The organism is Tunturiibacter gelidiferens, from assembly GCF_013410115.1.
Classification (GTDB): Bacteria; Acidobacteriota; Terriglobia; order Terriglobales; family Acidobacteriaceae; genus Edaphobacter; species Edaphobacter gelidiferens.
This window is the reverse complement of record NZ_JACCCV010000001.1, coordinates 249,912-265,238: the sequence shown is the minus strand read 5'-3', so window position 1 is coordinate 265,238 and position 15,327 is coordinate 249,912. Positions and strand designations below refer to the sequence as shown.

12 protein-coding genes are annotated in these 15,327 nt (G+C 58.9%); 7 read left to right on the top strand and 5 right to left on the bottom strand.

The window, feature by feature from the left end; translation table 11 throughout:
- Positions 1-7 precede the first annotated feature (7 nt).
- From HDF12_RS01080 to HDF12_RS01055, 6 genes are all read left to right on the top strand, one after another.
- Entirely contained in the window at positions 8-331 is a 324-nt protein-coding gene (locus tag HDF12_RS01080) for an ExbD/TolR family protein (RefSeq protein WP_179580536.1), read from the top strand.
- A gap of 206 nt (positions 332-537) precedes the next feature.
- Positions 538-1,632, top strand: coding sequence for an ABC transporter permease (locus HDF12_RS01075; protein ID WP_257025292.1), 1,095 nt, complete (start codon positions 538-540; stop codon positions 1,630-1,632).
- Positions 1,625-2,299, top strand: coding sequence for an ABC transporter ATP-binding protein (locus HDF12_RS01070; RefSeq protein WP_179580534.1), 675 nt, complete (start codon positions 1,625-1,627; stop codon positions 2,297-2,299). The genes HDF12_RS01075 and HDF12_RS01070 overlap by 8 nt, the downstream gene beginning before the upstream one ends.
- 264 nt (positions 2,300-2,563) lie before the next feature.
- Positions 2,564-3,385, top strand: a complete 822-nt coding sequence (locus HDF12_RS01065) for a tetratricopeptide repeat protein (protein ID WP_179580533.1) — start codon at positions 2,564-2,566, stop codon at positions 3,383-3,385.
- A 124-nt stretch (positions 3,386-3,509) separates the two neighbouring features.
- The gene (gene accC, locus HDF12_RS01060; RefSeq protein WP_179583195.1) at positions 3,510-5,012 is read left to right on the top strand and encodes an acetyl-CoA carboxylase biotin carboxylase subunit; all 1,503 of its coding nucleotides are present in this window, start codon (positions 3,510-3,512) and stop codon (positions 5,010-5,012) included.
- Positions 4,973-5,506 (top strand): acyl-CoA carboxylase biotin carboxyl carrier protein subunit, encoded by a 534-nt coding sequence (locus HDF12_RS01055; RefSeq protein WP_179580532.1) that lies wholly within the window; start codon positions 4,973-4,975, stop codon positions 5,504-5,506. Before accC ends, HDF12_RS01055 begins: the two co-directional genes overlap by 40 nt.
- A gap of 538 nt (positions 5,507-6,044) precedes the next feature.
- Here the strand turns inward: HDF12_RS01055 and HDF12_RS01050 are convergent.
- From HDF12_RS01050 to HDF12_RS22620, 3 genes are all read right to left on the bottom strand, one after another.
- Positions 6,045-6,749 (bottom strand): DUF1828 domain-containing protein, encoded by a 705-nt coding sequence (locus HDF12_RS01050; protein ID WP_179580531.1) that lies wholly within the window; start codon positions 6,747-6,749, stop codon positions 6,045-6,047.
- An 86-nt stretch (positions 6,750-6,835) separates the two neighbouring features.
- A complete protein-coding gene (locus HDF12_RS01045; protein ID WP_179580530.1) occupies positions 6,836-7,276 on the bottom strand; it encodes a hypothetical protein in 441 nt (146 codons plus the stop codon).
- Positions 7,277-7,521: 245 nt separating this feature from the next.
- Entirely contained in the window at positions 7,522-11,235 is a 3,714-nt protein-coding gene (locus HDF12_RS22620; RefSeq protein ID WP_179580529.1) for a beta strand repeat-containing protein, read from the bottom strand.
- A 224-nt stretch (positions 11,236-11,459) separates the two neighbouring features.
- Between HDF12_RS22620 and HDF12_RS01035 the strand changes: the two genes are divergently transcribed.
- On the top strand, positions 11,460-12,212 hold the full coding sequence (locus tag HDF12_RS01035; protein ID WP_179580528.1) for a YIP1 family protein: 753 nt from the start codon (positions 11,460-11,462) through the stop codon (positions 12,210-12,212).
- Here the strand turns inward: HDF12_RS01035 and HDF12_RS01030 are convergent.
- On the bottom strand, positions 12,209-13,732 hold the full coding sequence (locus tag HDF12_RS01030; protein WP_179580526.1) for a sialate O-acetylesterase: 1,524 nt from the start codon (positions 13,730-13,732) through the stop codon (positions 12,209-12,211). The genes HDF12_RS01035 and HDF12_RS01030 overlap by 4 nt on opposite strands.
- 342 nt (positions 13,733-14,074) lie before the next feature.
- Entirely contained in the window at positions 14,075-15,325 is a 1,251-nt protein-coding gene (fabF, locus tag HDF12_RS01025) for a beta-ketoacyl-ACP synthase II (RefSeq protein WP_179580524.1), read from the bottom strand.
- Between the last annotated feature and the right edge of the window lie 2 nt (positions 15,326-15,327).

Genomic DNA, 15,327 nt, shown 5'->3' with positions numbered 1-15,327 from the left:
ATGAGTCATGGCATTCTCAACGACTGGAAGTTCGGAAGGTAGTGGTTTTTCCTCTGAGATCGACGTAACCCCACTGATCGACGTCTTGCTGGTGACGCTCATCATCTTTATGGTGATCGTGCCGGTAATGCCGCGTGGATTGGCTGCCGCGCTTCCTGCGACCGGTCGTGCGAGTACCGTTGACGAAGCGCCGAATCGAGTGATCATGGTGCAGGTTGAGCTCCGGTCTGCGCATGTCATCTATCGCATTAATGGTGTTGGGGCCGACAAGGGTCAGTTCGGCCCGCTGCTGTCGGAACTGCTGTCACGGCAGATGACGCGGCGAATTTGATTGCGGATGCGGGTCTGGACTTCGGAGTCATTGCAGAGGTGATCGACGCAGCGCAGGCTGCTGGAGTCGAAGCCTGGGGTTGATCACTGGTGTTCAGGCATCAGCACGCCAATACTGTCTGCGGGCGGGCGAGAGTATGAAGTGTCGCTCAATGAATTCCTTCGGTACTTTATTTGGCCCGCCGAGATTTCGATTAGAATCTGATCTTGCTCAATAAGCTGATATTCGCGAATCTTGGCCACCGACCGGTCCGCACGTTGCTGAGCGTGCTTGCGATTGCCGTTGAGGTGACGATGATCCTGACGTTGGTTGGGGTCAGCCACGGAACGTTGGATCAATCCGCTCAAAGGGCGCGTGGGGTGGGCGCCGATATATGGTTTCGGCCGCCGGGGTCTTCAGCGATCGGACTGAGCTCGGCTCCGATGAGCGATAAGATTCCTGCCCTGCTGATGCAGGAGCCGCACGTCACGTTTGCGATGGGGACCATGGTTCAACCCCTCTCTGGGTTCGATGCGATGACGGGGCTCGACCTTGACGATTTTCAGAGACTGAACGGAGGGTTCCGTTATTTGAAAGGTGGGCCGCTGGTCGACGACAACGACGTGATCGTCGACGAATACTACGCCCAACAAAAACACCTACACCTGGGCGATACCCTTAATCTGGTCAATCATGATTGGAAACTGGTGGGAATCTTCGAATCGGGTAAGCTCTCTCGCATCTGCGTAAAGTTGCGGATTCTTCAGGCGATGACTGGAAACCAAGGCCGTCTAAGCCAGATCTTCGTTAAGGTGGATAACCCAAACAACGCGCAAGCAGTGGTGGATGCTTTGAGAGTGAAGTATCACGGGTACCAGATTTACACTATGGAAGAGTTCACCTCAATGCTTTCCATCAGCAATGTTGGAATGCTGAAAAGCTTTATCGGGGTAGTGATTGGGGTTGCCGTGATCGTGGGTTTCATCGTGGTGTTTATGGCGATGTACACGGCGGTGTTGGAGCGAACGCGGGAGATCGGGATCTTGAAGGCAGTCGGCGGGTCTTCGGGATTGATCTTGAACATCCTGTTTCGCGAGACGTTATTGCTGGCGCTACTCGGTTCGGTGGTCGGCATTCTCCTGACCTATGGAACGCAGTGGCTGATGAAACATGCTATGTCGGTGAGCCTGGCGCAGGAGACGGTCTACGACTGGTGGCCGATCTCCACCGGCATTGCGGTGGTGGGAGCGCTTCTGGGTGCGATCGTCCCGGGCGTCAAAGCCGTGAAGCAGGATGTTACAGAGGCTCTCTCCTATGAGTGAGCCGTCGATTATTGAAGTGCGCGGTCTGACGAAGACTTACCAGGTGGGAGATGTCGTCGTGGATGCATTGCGTGGCGTCGATCTGGAGGTCCGGAAGGGTGAGTTTGTAGCGATTATTGGCGCCTCCGGTTCGGGAAAGTCGACCCTCTTTCACATTCTTGGCGGTCTGACGCCGATGACCACAGGCACGGTGCAAATCAATGCGCGTGATCTGGCGGGTATGACGAACGCCGAGCGGACGGAACTTCGCAAGACTACGGTGGGATTTGTGTTTCAGAAGTACAACCTGCTGCCGACGTTGTCTGCGGAAGACAATATCCGGATCGTGCAGTATATCGGTGGCCGCGATACGGTTTTTGACCCGGCATTTCAAGAGATTCTCAAGCTGCTTGGAATCACCGACAGGTTGAAACACAAGCCTCGCGCTCTTTCTGGCGGACAACAACAAAGGGTGGCCATTGCACGGGGACTAGTGAATTCACCGGCGATTTTGCTGGCCGACGAGCCTACGGGCAATCTGGACAGTGAAAATTCGGCTGCTGTATTGAAATTGATGAAGGATCTAAACCGCCGCCTGGGCCAGACGATTCTGATGATCACACATGACGCTGACGCTGCCTCGTATGCGGATAGGATCGTCAAGATGAAGGATGGGCGTATAGTTTAGCCCACTTTGTTTATGTTTTTTGGTTGGCCGCTCCGCAGCCAGAATGCATCGTATCTTGAAAGAGCAGTTCGAACTATGCAGAAGCTCCATAGTTGTAGTACAAAAGACCGACGTTATTCCCATCTGAGGAAGGGAAAGAAAGCTGCTCTAGTCACGCTAGGACATATACCATTACAATCAAGCGAACGCCGAAACTTGGTTATATGTCTTTCCCGGTCTTTGGAATAGAAACTCGCGCCCATTTTGAAGGAGATGATTCGCCCAATGAAATTCACCGCACGGATTCCGGTTACGGCTGCTTTGCTGGCGCTGATGCTTATCACTGCAACCGGGTGTAATCGCCTGAAGGCTCGGGATCAGCTGACCAAGGGAGTGCAGGCATTTAAGAACGCACGATACGAAGAGGCTGTGAACCACTTCCAGAATTCAATCGCGCTCGATCCCAATTATGAAGACGCGAAGCTGTATCTGGCGACTGCGTACTCCTATCAAGTGGTTCCGAATCTTGATACGCCGGAGAATCTTGCGATCGCGCAAAAGGCTCTGGATGGGTTCAATGCTGTTCTGGCGAAAGACCCCAACGATCTGACCGCGCTGAAACAGATCGCCTCGATCAATCGCAACATCAAGAAGTTCGATGTGGCGAAGGAGTACGAGAAAAAGGTCATCGCGATTGCGCCAAACGATCCCGAAGCTTATTACACGGTGGGTTTCGTGGATTGGACGCTGGCATATAAGAACGCGATCACGATTCTTGCGGCGGATGGGCTGACCGATCAGGGCGATGGTAATCCCAAGAAGAGCAAGGGTGCCTGCCAGAAGCTGCAGGCCGCTAACACCGATCTCGTGAACGAAGGACTGCAGTATCTGAACAAAGCAGTAGAGCTGAATCCGACCTATGACGACGCCATGCAGTACCTGCAACTGACCTATCGTCGTAAGGCGGATCTGGAGTGCGGTGATGAAGCGGCTCGCAAGGCTGATATGGCTCAGGTCGATTCGTGGATCCAGAAGGCCATGGGCGCTCGTAGAGAAAATGAATTGAAGAAGGAAAAGGCAACGCAGGGTGGCGTTTCGATGCAGTAGCCGCTGTCTCGCAATCGCAGTACCAGAGGCCTCCCCAACGGGAGGCCTCTTCTGCTTACAGCTATCGTTCCCGACGAGTCGCAAATCCGGCTGTCGTCTGCGATAGAATGGCCGCTTGCGACGGTTGATAGAAAAAGTGCTGATTGCGAACCGCGGGGAGATAGCGCTGCGGGTGATTCGTGCGTGCCGGGAGATGGGGGTGGCCACGGTGGCGGTTTACTCGGATGCCGACCGGGGGGCTCTGCATGTGCTGCATGCAGATGAGGCCTACCGGCTGGGGCCGGCACCGGCGGCGGAGAGCTATCTGCGGGGGGATCTGATCCTGGAGGTGGCACGGCGGACGGGGGCGGATGCAGTGCATCCTGGATATGGGTTCCTGTCGGAGAATGCGGAGTTCGCGGAGGCTTGTACGGCTGCGGGGGTGGCGTTTATCGGGCCACCGGCTAGCGCGATGCGGGTGCTGGGGTCTAAGACCAGGGCGCGGCAGGCGGCGGATGCGGCCGGGATGCCACGGGTTCCCGGAAGTGTGACGGGGCTGGCCGATGTGGCTGAGGCGTTGCGCGTGGCGGCCGGGATTGGGTATCCGGTGATGCTGAAGGCCGCGGCTGGAGGCGGCGGGAAGGGCATGCGGGCGGTGACGCGGGCAGAGGATCTGGCGGCTGCGTTTGGGGCGGCGAGCAGTGAGGCGGAGCGGAGCTTCGGGTCGGGCGAGGTGTATCTGGAGAAGCTGATCGAGCGGCCTCGGCATATTGAGATCCAGTTGATGGCGGACGAGCATGGGAGCTGCGTGTATCTGGGCGAGCGCGAGTGCTCGGTGCAGCGACGGCACCAGAAGGTGATCGAAGAGGCTCCTTCCGCCGTGGTGAGCGAGGATCTAAGGCGGAGGATGGGCGAGGCTGCGGTTCGTCTGGCGCTTTCGGCTGGGTATGTAAATGCCGGGACGGTCGAGTTCCTCGTGGATGATGCGGAGAACTTCTACTTCCTGGAGATGAATACGCGGCTGCAGGTGGAGCATCCTGTGACCGAGATGGTGACTGGGTTGGATCTGGTGCATCTGCAGCTTCGCGTGGCGATGGGTGAGCCTTTGCCGTTGACGCAGGAAGATGTTCGGCTGCGCGGGCATGCGATTGAGTGCAGGATCTATGCGGAGGATCCGGAGAATCATTTTTTTCCGTCGCCGGGGTTGATTACGCGGCTGATTCAGCCGAGCGGGCCGGGGATCCGGGAGGACTGCGCCGTGTATGAGGGGTGGAATGTACCGCTCGACTACGATCCGATGTTGTCGAAGCTGGTGGCGTTTGCGCCGACGCGGGAGCAGGCCATCGACCGGATGCTGCGGGCGTTGGATGAGTATGTGATTGGCGGGATCAAGACCAATATCGGGCTGTTTCGACGGATCCTGATGGATGAAGATTTTCGCGCGGCCCGGATCGATACGGGGTATCTGGAGCGGTTGCTGGCTGAGGGGGTGGCCCCGGTTGAGGAGGAGGTTCCTGAGGATGTTGTGGCGCTGGCGGCAGCGCTGTTTGCGGCGTATGCGCGGCGGGAGACGTTGGCTGCTGCGCCCGTTGTCTCTGAGGAGAGCCGATGGGCGGTGGCAGGGCGGCGGGAGGGGTTGCGTCTGTGACGGTCTGGCTTGAGGTTGAGGGAGAGAAGCGGCGGGTTGAGCTTCCGGGTGAGATCGGCGCGGGGTCTGGAGCCTTTGAGTGTCTGGTCGATGGGCGGTCGATCATGGCGGATGTCCGGTTTCTGCAGGCTGGTGTGTTGTCGCTGCTGATTGATGGGCGTCAGTACCGGTGTGTTCTGGATGGCGATGGAGTTTTGGTTGGGGGGCGCCGGTTCGGATTTGAGGTTGCGGACCCGCGGTCGCTGCAGGGGAGGCGTGGGGCGGGGGCTGGGACCGATGGGCCTCGGCCAGTGAAGGCTCCTATGCCGGGGCGAGTGGTGCGGGTGCTGGTTGAGGTGGGAGATGAGGTCGAAGTGGGTCAAGCGGTGGTCGTGATCGAGGCGATGAAGATGCAGAACGAGCTGAAGTCTCCCAAGGCCGGACGAGTGGCGAAGATTACGGTTGGGGTGGGCGATGCGGTCGGGTCCGGGGATGTGCTGGTGGTGGTGGAGTAGCTTCCCCGTGTATTTGAGCTGTCGAGAGGGGATTCTCTCTGTGAGCTGTTGCAGTTCCGTCGCTCCTCTTCTATTCCGGCCCCACCCCCCGGGGGATATTCGCTCATAACCTGCTCTGAATCTGCGACTTAGTAAAATTAGGTTTTCGTAAATACGTCTTTCTAAAAGGGTTACGGGCAAATTCTTCTATCCAAACGACTTAGCCCTGTGTGCATGAAAAAAGCCCTCGATGGATTCGAGGGCTTTGGATCTCTGTATTCATTATAGCGGTTGGTGTGTAACTAATACGCCACGCGAATGTGCTGGATTGGCGCGGTGATTTGCAGTTTAGGGGCTTGACAGGTTTTTGGATGTTGGGTCGCAGACCATCTTCGCGTGAGGATGGTCGATGAGTCCACGGAAAGCGGTTCGCGCGTTACGCGAATGCCCACATCTCAAGATCGAGATGTGGGGCACCCGGCTGGTTCGTGAAACATAGAAGGTGAATGCCACTTGATTTTCGAAAACCACGCTCAGAGGCCGCTCCTGTAAGGCAGAGCTAAGAGGCCAAAGCTGCCTTCAAAAATTCTTGGTCGGATGGATAGGCTACTAGTGTGGAATAATCCCGCAATCTTTGCTTATCTGAGTCTTTCAGCTTCGTCGATTTTGAGTCGTAAACAGTCACGAGGCTATGCGATGAATTATCGGTTGAAGCAATGTCATACCACTTCCTAAAGGTTTCGGTTGCTGATGTGTGGGCCGCGGTCTTACTCATGGAAGCGAGCACACAAACATAGGACCTTTTTTCTTTGCTAAAAACCTCGAAGTCTATGGGCACGGAGTTCTTAAACCGTCCGGTAACTTTCACATCGGGTATATAGGAGAGGCCGCTAGCCTCAAAAAATCCCTCTACGTCGTCACGGAATGGATTCGTGGATCGGAGGCGCTGATGAGAAGCGAACTCGGAAATTCTCAGACAAGCCTGAGACAGCCTGAAAATCGCATCAGTAAGATCGTCCGGTTCAGGCTCTTCTATATCTACGAAAAGATCCCCGTTACTCATTTTCACGTTTAGGTTAGCGAGGATTGTAAGAAGTATCTCTTTCTTCCGAGCGGTCCCCTCCATCTGAACCTGCGCACTTCTCAAATAAAGTGAAGTCTGTCCATAATCAGATAGGGAGAGTGTGCGGAAAAGTGTCCCTTTGCTGGATTCCAAGAAAACGTCTATGTAGTCGCCATTCGGATATGTAAACGGAGTGGACATTCGCAAGGAACCATTACGCACAACATCACATGCTCTTACCAGAGGAAGAGTGTGTGCGATACGTTCTAGGGCTGAACAGTCCATTTTCATTTGCACCATTCTTCAGGATCTTTGAAGTCGGCAGTGTGAGCAATCTTAGCTTCTTGGCAAATCTTTAACCATGCAACCTTAGGTGTCAGTTCCACGAAATCTAGGCGGTCTATCGCAAAAGGGAGATTGCTGCCAGGGGCGACGTCACTTTCCTTCTGCATAATGTGTTCGTGATATCTACCCACATCTTTGTGAGCAAGCCCTCCAAGGCAATATCGGCGTATAGCTCCAACACCCTTTATCTGGAAATTGACTGCCATGCTTCCGGTCCTACAGTTGTAATCTCCCGTGACGTATATGCCATCGCAATTTTCTCCCACAAACCCGACTTCATCGAAGATGAAAGTGTCCGTGTGTCCAGCACTTGGGGCAAAAAATATGTCCTCAGTAATTGACTTCTCAGCAGACCAGAAGTCGCTAAATCTCTGCATTACCATCGACAGGAAGCTCTCCGTAAGGTGCCCTAAGCATACCCCTACACCCGCTCCCCGCAGGTTATCAGCTTTGATGCGCCTACCCTGTCACGCTAATTTTAGAATAGTTATCAGACATTGATTCGGAAACTGTGTTAACGGTTTCAAGGGGTGCCGTGGGTCTAGGGAGAGCGGTTCGCGGATTGGGCGAAGGCCTGCATCTCAGATTGAGATATAGAGCGGACGGCGAGATTTGGGGCGGGCGGCGGTCAGGGGAGGTCGACTAGGATGTGGGCGCCGGAGGTGAAGACGATGTAATTGCCGGAGACGGCTGAGGCGCCGATGTAGGGTACGGTCGTGGTTCCGGGATGCGGGAGGGTTTCGGTCCAGATTGCGGCGCCGGTGGTCAGGGAGTAGATGGTGTAGGTGTAGGGGGAGTAGATGGAGTTGGAGTCGACGGGGAAGAAGGCGGTGGTGGATAAGGGCAGGCTCTGGCCGGCGGGTGGGAGCTGCGGGAGTGCGGTAAGGGTGGTGAGCTGGGTGCCGGTGGCGTCGTAGATGACGGCTCCGAGATAGGGTGGGTAGACGTGGGTCCCCAGCGGGCCGAAGGTGTTGACCAGGACACGATTGTTGTCGATCCAGCCGACGGCGAAGCCATTGACCGTGGCGGCGAGGACACCGTTTTTGTAGATGCTGGTGGTTGAGGTGGAGGAGTAGTCGCCGGTGGAGACGGCGACGAGGGTTCCATCGGGGGAGAGCAGGATGGGCGTGGTGCCGTCGTAGACGCCGGAGGGTGGGTTATCGGACCAGACGATGGGGGAGCCGGGGATGGGTGTGACCTGGCGGGTGTAGTCGAAGTACAGCCCGTTGTAGGTGCCCAGATACTGGCCGAGTGCGGTGCCTGAGCTGGAGAGAGAGTAGTCAAAGAGGAAGGGTGTTGCGGGGGACTGGTCGTTGAGTTGATAAGGGAAGGTGCTGGTGACGGTGCCGGCGGGGAGTGAGTAGATGTTGAGGGTGCGGTCGGGTTCGTATTGCGAGTCGATGTCGCTGGCTTTGGCGGCGAGGACGGTTCCGTCGGTGGAGAGGGCAAGCTTTGAGCTGGTGAAGTTGATGGTGCTGAGGATGGTTTGGGAGGCGGGATCGTAGTCGAGGATTTTACCGATGGCGGTGGCGATGGTTGCGTGGCCGGGTGCTCCGGCGATGCTGAAGGCGTTGCCGTATCCGAAGAAGCGCGGTGTGGTGGTGGCGCTGGGGCCGTCGAGGACGACACCGTGCTGATTGCCGACGGCCCATTGTGCGGGAGAGAGTGCGGCGAAGGCGGACTCGTAGGCTACGGGAAGGTTGACGGCGGTGCTGAGGGTGGGAGTGGTGCCGGAGATATCGATGGTAGAGGCGGCGGGGGTTCCGTAGGGAAGCACGCCGAGGGTGGACCCGGAGGGAATGACGGCGGTGTCGGCGCTGAGGGTGTAGGTGGCGGTGGGAGTGGTGGCGCCGATGGGGTAGACGCTGAGGACGTTGACGGGGTAGGTCCAGAACCAGTTGGCGTAACCGGTGAAGTTCAGGTAGCCGAGGGAGAGCATGCCTTGTTGAACTGTGGCCGCTGAGTAGGTGTAGACGTCATAGACCGGGGGGGTGTTGGGCGGGCTGAGGTTGGGGGTGTTGGTGAAAAAGTGGCTGCCGTCGGTGAACCATGAGTTGAAGTTGGCGGTGAAGGCAGGACCGGTGGAGGAGGTTCCGGAGGGAACGGAGTCGGTTTCGATGACGTTATTGCCGGCGGGGCCGAGGCCGATTTGAAGCTGTCCGGCGGCCGCGAAGGCTCTTGCCCTGGAGTAGTCGCCGGTGCGGGAGAAGAGAAGATGTCCGTCGGTGGTGCTCCAGACGGAGAGGCCGGAAGCATAGCCTGAGGCGATGTAGGTGCCGTCGGCGGAGAGCTTCCACCAGGCGGCGGCGAAGGGGACGGGGTCGAGGCTGGGCGAGGTGAGAGTTGTGATGAGGCTTCCATCCGTGTTGGAGCGGATTTCGACCGCGTTTGCGGTGCCGATGGCGAGGACGGAGCCTGCCATGTCGGCTGGATAGGGGGAGATGAGGCCAAGGGTGGCGGGGTCGCCGCTGGCGAGCTCGGTTGTGGCGGTGTAATCCCAGAGCGCCCAATGACCGCTGGTGTCCTGACTGAAGAGGCGGGTGGGTTGAAGCCGCATGACGGCAAGCGAGTTGGCGTGGCCGAGATCGAGCAGAGTGAAGGCGCTGAAGCTGGCGACCGTGATCGTAAGGTTTGCGGTCGTGGAGCCTGCGGAGTTTGTCGCGGTGACGGTGTAGGTAGCTTGTGATGTGATTGAGGTGGGGGTGCCGGAGACTGCTCCGGTCGATGCGTCGAGGCTGAGGCCAGCGGGGAGCGCGGGGCTGACGGTGTATGTGGTTACAGTGCCGGTGACGGTGGGTGTATCGGTGGGAATGGTTCGGGTGACGGTGGCAGCTATGGTGGTTTGGGGATAGACAAGATTTGTTGGCGGGGCAAGGTTCACGACGATCTGTACGGTGGCGGTGGTTGAGCCAGTGGAGTTTGCTGCGGTGACGGTGTAGGTCGCCTGTGGAGTGGCGGAGGTGGGGGGGCCGGAGATCGCGCCGGTCGTCGCGTTGAGGCTGAGGCCAGCGGGGAGTGCGGGGCTGACGGTGTAGCTGGTTGCGGTTCCTGTGACGGTGGGAGTATCCGTGGGAATGGACTGGCCGACGGTCGCAACGATGGTGGTCTGTGGATAGACCAGGTTGGTTGGCGGGGGAGGGTTCACGGCGATCTGTACGGTGGCGGTGGTCGAGCCTGCGGAGTTTGCTGCGGTGATGGTGTAGGTCGCCTGCGTGATGACGGAGGTGGGGGTGCCGGAGATTGCTCCAGTCGTCGCGTCGAGGCTGAGGCCAGCGGGAAGTGCGGGGCTGATGGTGTAGCTGGTTACGGTTCCGGTGACGGTGGGAGTATCCGTGGTGATGGCCTGGCCGACGGTCGCGGCGATGGTGGTCTGAGGGTAGACCAGGTTTGTTGGCGGAGGGGGGTTCACGGCGATCTGTACGGTTGCGATGGTCGAGCCTGCGGAGTTTGCTGCGGTGATGGTGTAGGTGGCCTGTGCGGTGTGGGAGGTGGGGGTGCCGGAGATTGCTCCGGTTGTTGCGTTGAGGCTGAGGCCAGCAGGGAGTGTGGGGCTGACGGTGAAGCTGGTTGCTGTTCCTGTGACGGTGGGAGTGTCAGTGGTAATGGCCTGGCCGACTGTTGCGGCGATGGTAGGTTGCGGGTAGACGAGATTGGTCGGCGGAGCGGGGTTCACGGCGATCTTCAGGGTCGCGGTCGTCGAGCCTGCGGAGTTCGCTGCCGTGATTGTGTAGGTCGCTTGTGCGGTGACGGCGGTGGGGGTTCCGGAGATTGCTCCGGTCGATGCGTTGAGGCTGAGGCCAGCGGGAAGTGCAGGGCTAACGGTGAAGCTGGTTACGGTTCCGGTGACGGTAGGAGTGTCAGTGGCGATGGACTGGCCGACAGTCGCAGCGATGGTGGTCTGTGGGTAGACAAGGTTTGTCGGCGGCGGAGGGTTTACGACGATGGATACGGTCGCGGTCGTCGAACCTGCGGAGTTTGTTGCGGTGATGGTGTAGGTCGCCTGTGGAGTGGCGGAGGTGGGGGTGCCGGAGAGGGTGCCGGTTGTCGCGTTGAGGCTGAGGCCCGGAGGAAGTGTCGGGCTGACGGAGTAGGAGGTTACTGTGCCGGTGACGGTTGGAGTGTTGTTGGCGATGGCCTGGCCGATGGTAGCGGCGATGGTGGTTTGGGGATAGACCAGATTGGCCGGAGGGGTTTCGTTTCCAGGCGATTTTCCGCCCGAGGAGTTGCCTCCGCAGCCTGCAGTCGCGCCGAAGAGAGACATCAAGGCAAGGAGGAATATCGTGCAGGAGACGGGTCGAGGCTGCGACCGGCTAGAGAGGAGGAACACAGCCTTACACTTCATAGCGCGCACCAATCCAAAGTACAGCGGAACTGTATCACCCTCTGGGTAAGAGATGTCTACCTATAAAGCGTCATTCCCCAGAGCGTCATTCGCTCTGGAGGGCGTTGGTTTTTTGGGTGTTTTTTCGATTCTGTTGGGCGGCATGGCGAGGTGGGCTAGAATGCGGAGACATTCTTGAGCGTTAATTTGCTGCGCTGGTCGAAGAATTTGCGCGAGGAGGCTTTATGAGCGACGTTGTGGCGGTGGAGGCGCAGCCGGGACAACCGGGGTTGAGCCAGGTGGAGCGGGTGGTGGATACGTTTGTCGCTCCGTCGAAGACGTTCACGGATATTCTTCGGAGCACGAGTTGGTGGCTGCCGTTTCTGCTGGCGGTGGTTGTGTCGCTTGGTGTCACGTTCACGATCGATAAGCAGGTGGGCTTCGGTCGTGTGGTAGAGAACGTGATTCTGGATAGTCCGAAGCAGGAGGAGCAGATGCAGAGCCTGACGGCGGATGAGCGTGCGGGCAGGATGCAGAGCATGTCGAAGGGGTATAAGTATGTGTCGTATGCGACGCCGGTGATTATTCTGCTCATCTCGGCGATTGGGGCGCTGATTAACTGGGCGAGCTTTAATTTCGGGCTGGGGGCGAAGACGACGTTTGCGCAGATGTTCTGCGTGTGGATGTACGCGTCGCTGCCGCGGCTGTTGAGTGGGTTGCTGACGATGGTGACGGTTATTTTTGGGAGCAGTGCGGAAAGTTTCAATATCAAAAATGCGGTGGGGACGAACCCGGCTTACTTTATGCCGGATGCGGCGCCGTGGCTGAAGACCGCGTTGAGTTTTTTTGATGTGATCGGGATCTGGAATTTGATTCTGCTGGTGATTGGGACCTCGATTGTGGCGAAGGTGAGCCGTGGGAAGGCTGCGGCGGTGGTGGTGGGTTGGTGGGTGCTGATCTTCATTTTGAGTGTGGTGTCGGCGGCGATCAGCGGCTAAGGTTGCGCGGACAGCTGGAGTGAGGTGAAGGTGGAGGCGGGGAGGTTCGCGCCGTTGTAGAGGTTGGCCTGGGGAAAGTTGGGCCAGGCGTAGCGGACGTACTGCGGGTTGGGGATGGCAGGGCTGGCGACGATGACTGTGTCGCCACTCGCTTCGTGATCGATGTGGGCGTTGGCGCGGAGGAAGACGCGGTCGGAGCCGGCGACCTCGAAGCCCTCGAGTGCGCCGTTTTTGGTGTGGAGGCCGGCGGCGTTGTCGAACCAGACGTGCATGGCTCCTTTGTCGGGGTAGGCGAGGCGGAAGAGCGGACCGGAGGCTGCGAGGTCTTCGTTGTAGACGAGGCGGCGGGCGAGGAGCGAGAGGCGCTCGCCTACGGTCTGCTTGTTGGCGGGGTGAACGTCGTACTCGTTGCCGATGTCGATGGTGACGGCCATGCCGGTGTTGACGAGGGAGAGGGCCTTTCGCTGGGCGTCGCGGAGTTCTCCCCAGTTTTCCTGTGGGGTGCTGGCGTAGGCGGAGATCTGGACGTAGAGGAAGGGGAGGTTGCCCTGGGCCCAGTGCTGACGCCAGTCCTGGATGAGTGCGGGGAGGAGTTTGTCGTAGAGGTCGACGGTGTTGAGGACGGAGTTGGCTTCGCCTTGATACCAGATGACGCCTTTGATCGGTAACGGAGTGAAGGGAGCGACCATCGCGTTGTAGAGGCCGGCCGGACGCCAGGAGTCGGGGTCGGGATGCCAACGGATGGCGACCGGCTTACCTTGTTCGCGGTTCGCTTTGTCGAGTGCGTCCTGGCGGATCTCGGTGGTCTCGTGGTTCATTTTTTCGGCGCGGGCCGCGAAGACGGGCAGGAGGGAGGCGTTGGAGCCGAGGGTGTCGAGGCTGGTCCACGCCTCGGCGAGGGTTCCTCCCCAGGTGGAGTCGATGAGGCCGATGGGAATGTGTTGCTGCTTGTCGGCAAGGGCCTTTTGCAGATCGCGACCGAAAAAGTAGGCGACGGCGGAGAAGGTTTTTGCAGATTCGGGGGTGCATGGAGACCAGCCGGTGGTGGCTTTGACATCTTCGGCGGGGTAGTCAGCGGAGTCTTTTTCGATTCGGAGGAGACGGATGTTGGGATAGCTGGCGGCTGCGATCTCTTTTTCGGCGTTTTGGATTTGAGTGTGGGGGTCGAAACCGGAGAGAGGCATCTCCATGTTGGACTGGCCGGAGGCGAACCAGAGATCGCCGAGGAGGATGTCGTCGTAGGTGATGGTGTTGGAGCCGCGGACTGTGAGGGTGTAGGGGCCGCCGGCGGGCTGCGGGGGGAGATAGAGGCTCCAGCGGCCGGTGGCGTCGGTGGTAGCGGTATTGGTGAGGTCGTGGAAAGTGGCGGTGATGGATTCGCCGGGTGTGGCGCTGCCCCAGATGTGGATGGGCATGTCGCGCTGGAGGACCATGTGGCTGGAGAAGATTTTGGGGAGGGAGACTTCGGCTTGCGTGGTGAGGGTTGCGGCGAAGAGGCAGAGGGTGAGGCGAAACTTCATGAACGGGTCTCCGACTACTTTTTTGTAACTTGAGCGACGAGTGTGTTGACGAGGAGAAGATGCGGAAGGTTTCGTTTATTTATCTCACTGGAAGCGGGTGGGCTGAGGATGCTTTGGGGTTTGGCTTTGGAAGCGAAATGCGGGGGTCTCTCCACTGCGCGCTTCACGATGAAACCGTGAAGCGCTTCGGTCGAGATGACTTTGTTTGGATGGGAGACGAGGGAGAGGCAACTGCAAATACAGGGATCCTTCGCTGCGCTCAGGATGACGATTGTCTGAGGGGCGAGAGAAGCGAAGAGGCCCGACTTTTCGCCGGACCTCAGTAGTGATTCTGGTGAGAGATTATTCGGTCCAGCGTTTGAAGACGAGGGAGCCGTTGGTGCCGCCGAAGCCGAAGGAGTTCGAGAGGGCGTAGTCGATCTTGGCGGGCAGAGGTTTGTTGGGGACGTAGTTGAGGCGGCACTGGGGATCGAGTTCGACGATGTTCATCGTGGGGGGCGCGATCTGGTGCTGCATGGCTAGGATGGTGATGCCGGCTTCGAGGCCGCCGGCGCCGCCGAGAAGGTGGCCGGTCATGGATTTTGTAGAGCTGACCAGGAGCTTGCCGTCGATCGCGCGTTCGCCGAAGACGTTTTCGATGGCCTTCGATTCGAGGGCGTCGCCGAGGGGCGTCGAGGTGGCGTGGGCGTTGACGTAGTCGATCTGGTCGGGCGAGATGCCGGCGACTTTGAGCGCGTGCTGCATGGAGCGGTAGCAGCCTTCGCCTTCGGGAGCCATGCCGGTCATGTGGAAGGCGTCGGCGGAGAGGCCGTAGCCTATGACTTCGGCGAGGATGTTCGCGCCGCGAGCCTTGGCGAACTCGAGCTCTTCGAGGATGAGGATGCCTGCGCCTTCGCCGACTACGAAGCCGTCGCGATCCTTGTCGAAGGGGCGGCTGGCGTGCTCGGGGTCGTCGTTGCGGGTAGAGAGGGCGCGCATGGCGGCGAATCCTGCCACACCCAGAGGCGTGATGGAGGCTTCGGTGCCGCCGGCGATCATGGCGTCGGCATCGCCACGCTGAATGATGCGGAAGGCGTCGCCGATGGAGTGCGCTGAGGTGGTGCAGGCGGTCGCAGTGGCTTCGTTAGGTCCGCGTGCGCCGTACTTGATGGAGACGTGGCCGGCGGCGAGATTGATGATGGAGCCCGGGATGAAGAACGGCGAGACCTTGCGCGGGCCGCCGGAGAGCAGGTTGGAGTGTTCGCGCTCGATGACGTCGAAGCCACCGATGCCGGAGCCGATGTGAACGCCGACCTGATCGCGATTCTCTTCGGTGATCTTGAGGCCGGAGTGGGCCATCGCCTCGGCTGCTGCGGCCAGGGCGAAGTGAATGAAGCGGCCCATCTTGCGGGATTCTTTCTTTTCGACGAAGAGGAGAGGATCGAAGTCCTTAACCTCTGCAGCGAAGCGGACTGGATGACCTGTGAGATCGAATGCCTTGATCTCGGCCATACCGCTTCGTCCGGCCATGAGGCCTTCCCAAACCTCAGGGGCGGTTTTGCCGACCCCGCAGATCAGGCCGAGGCCGGTGACAACTACGCGACGATGCTCCATTG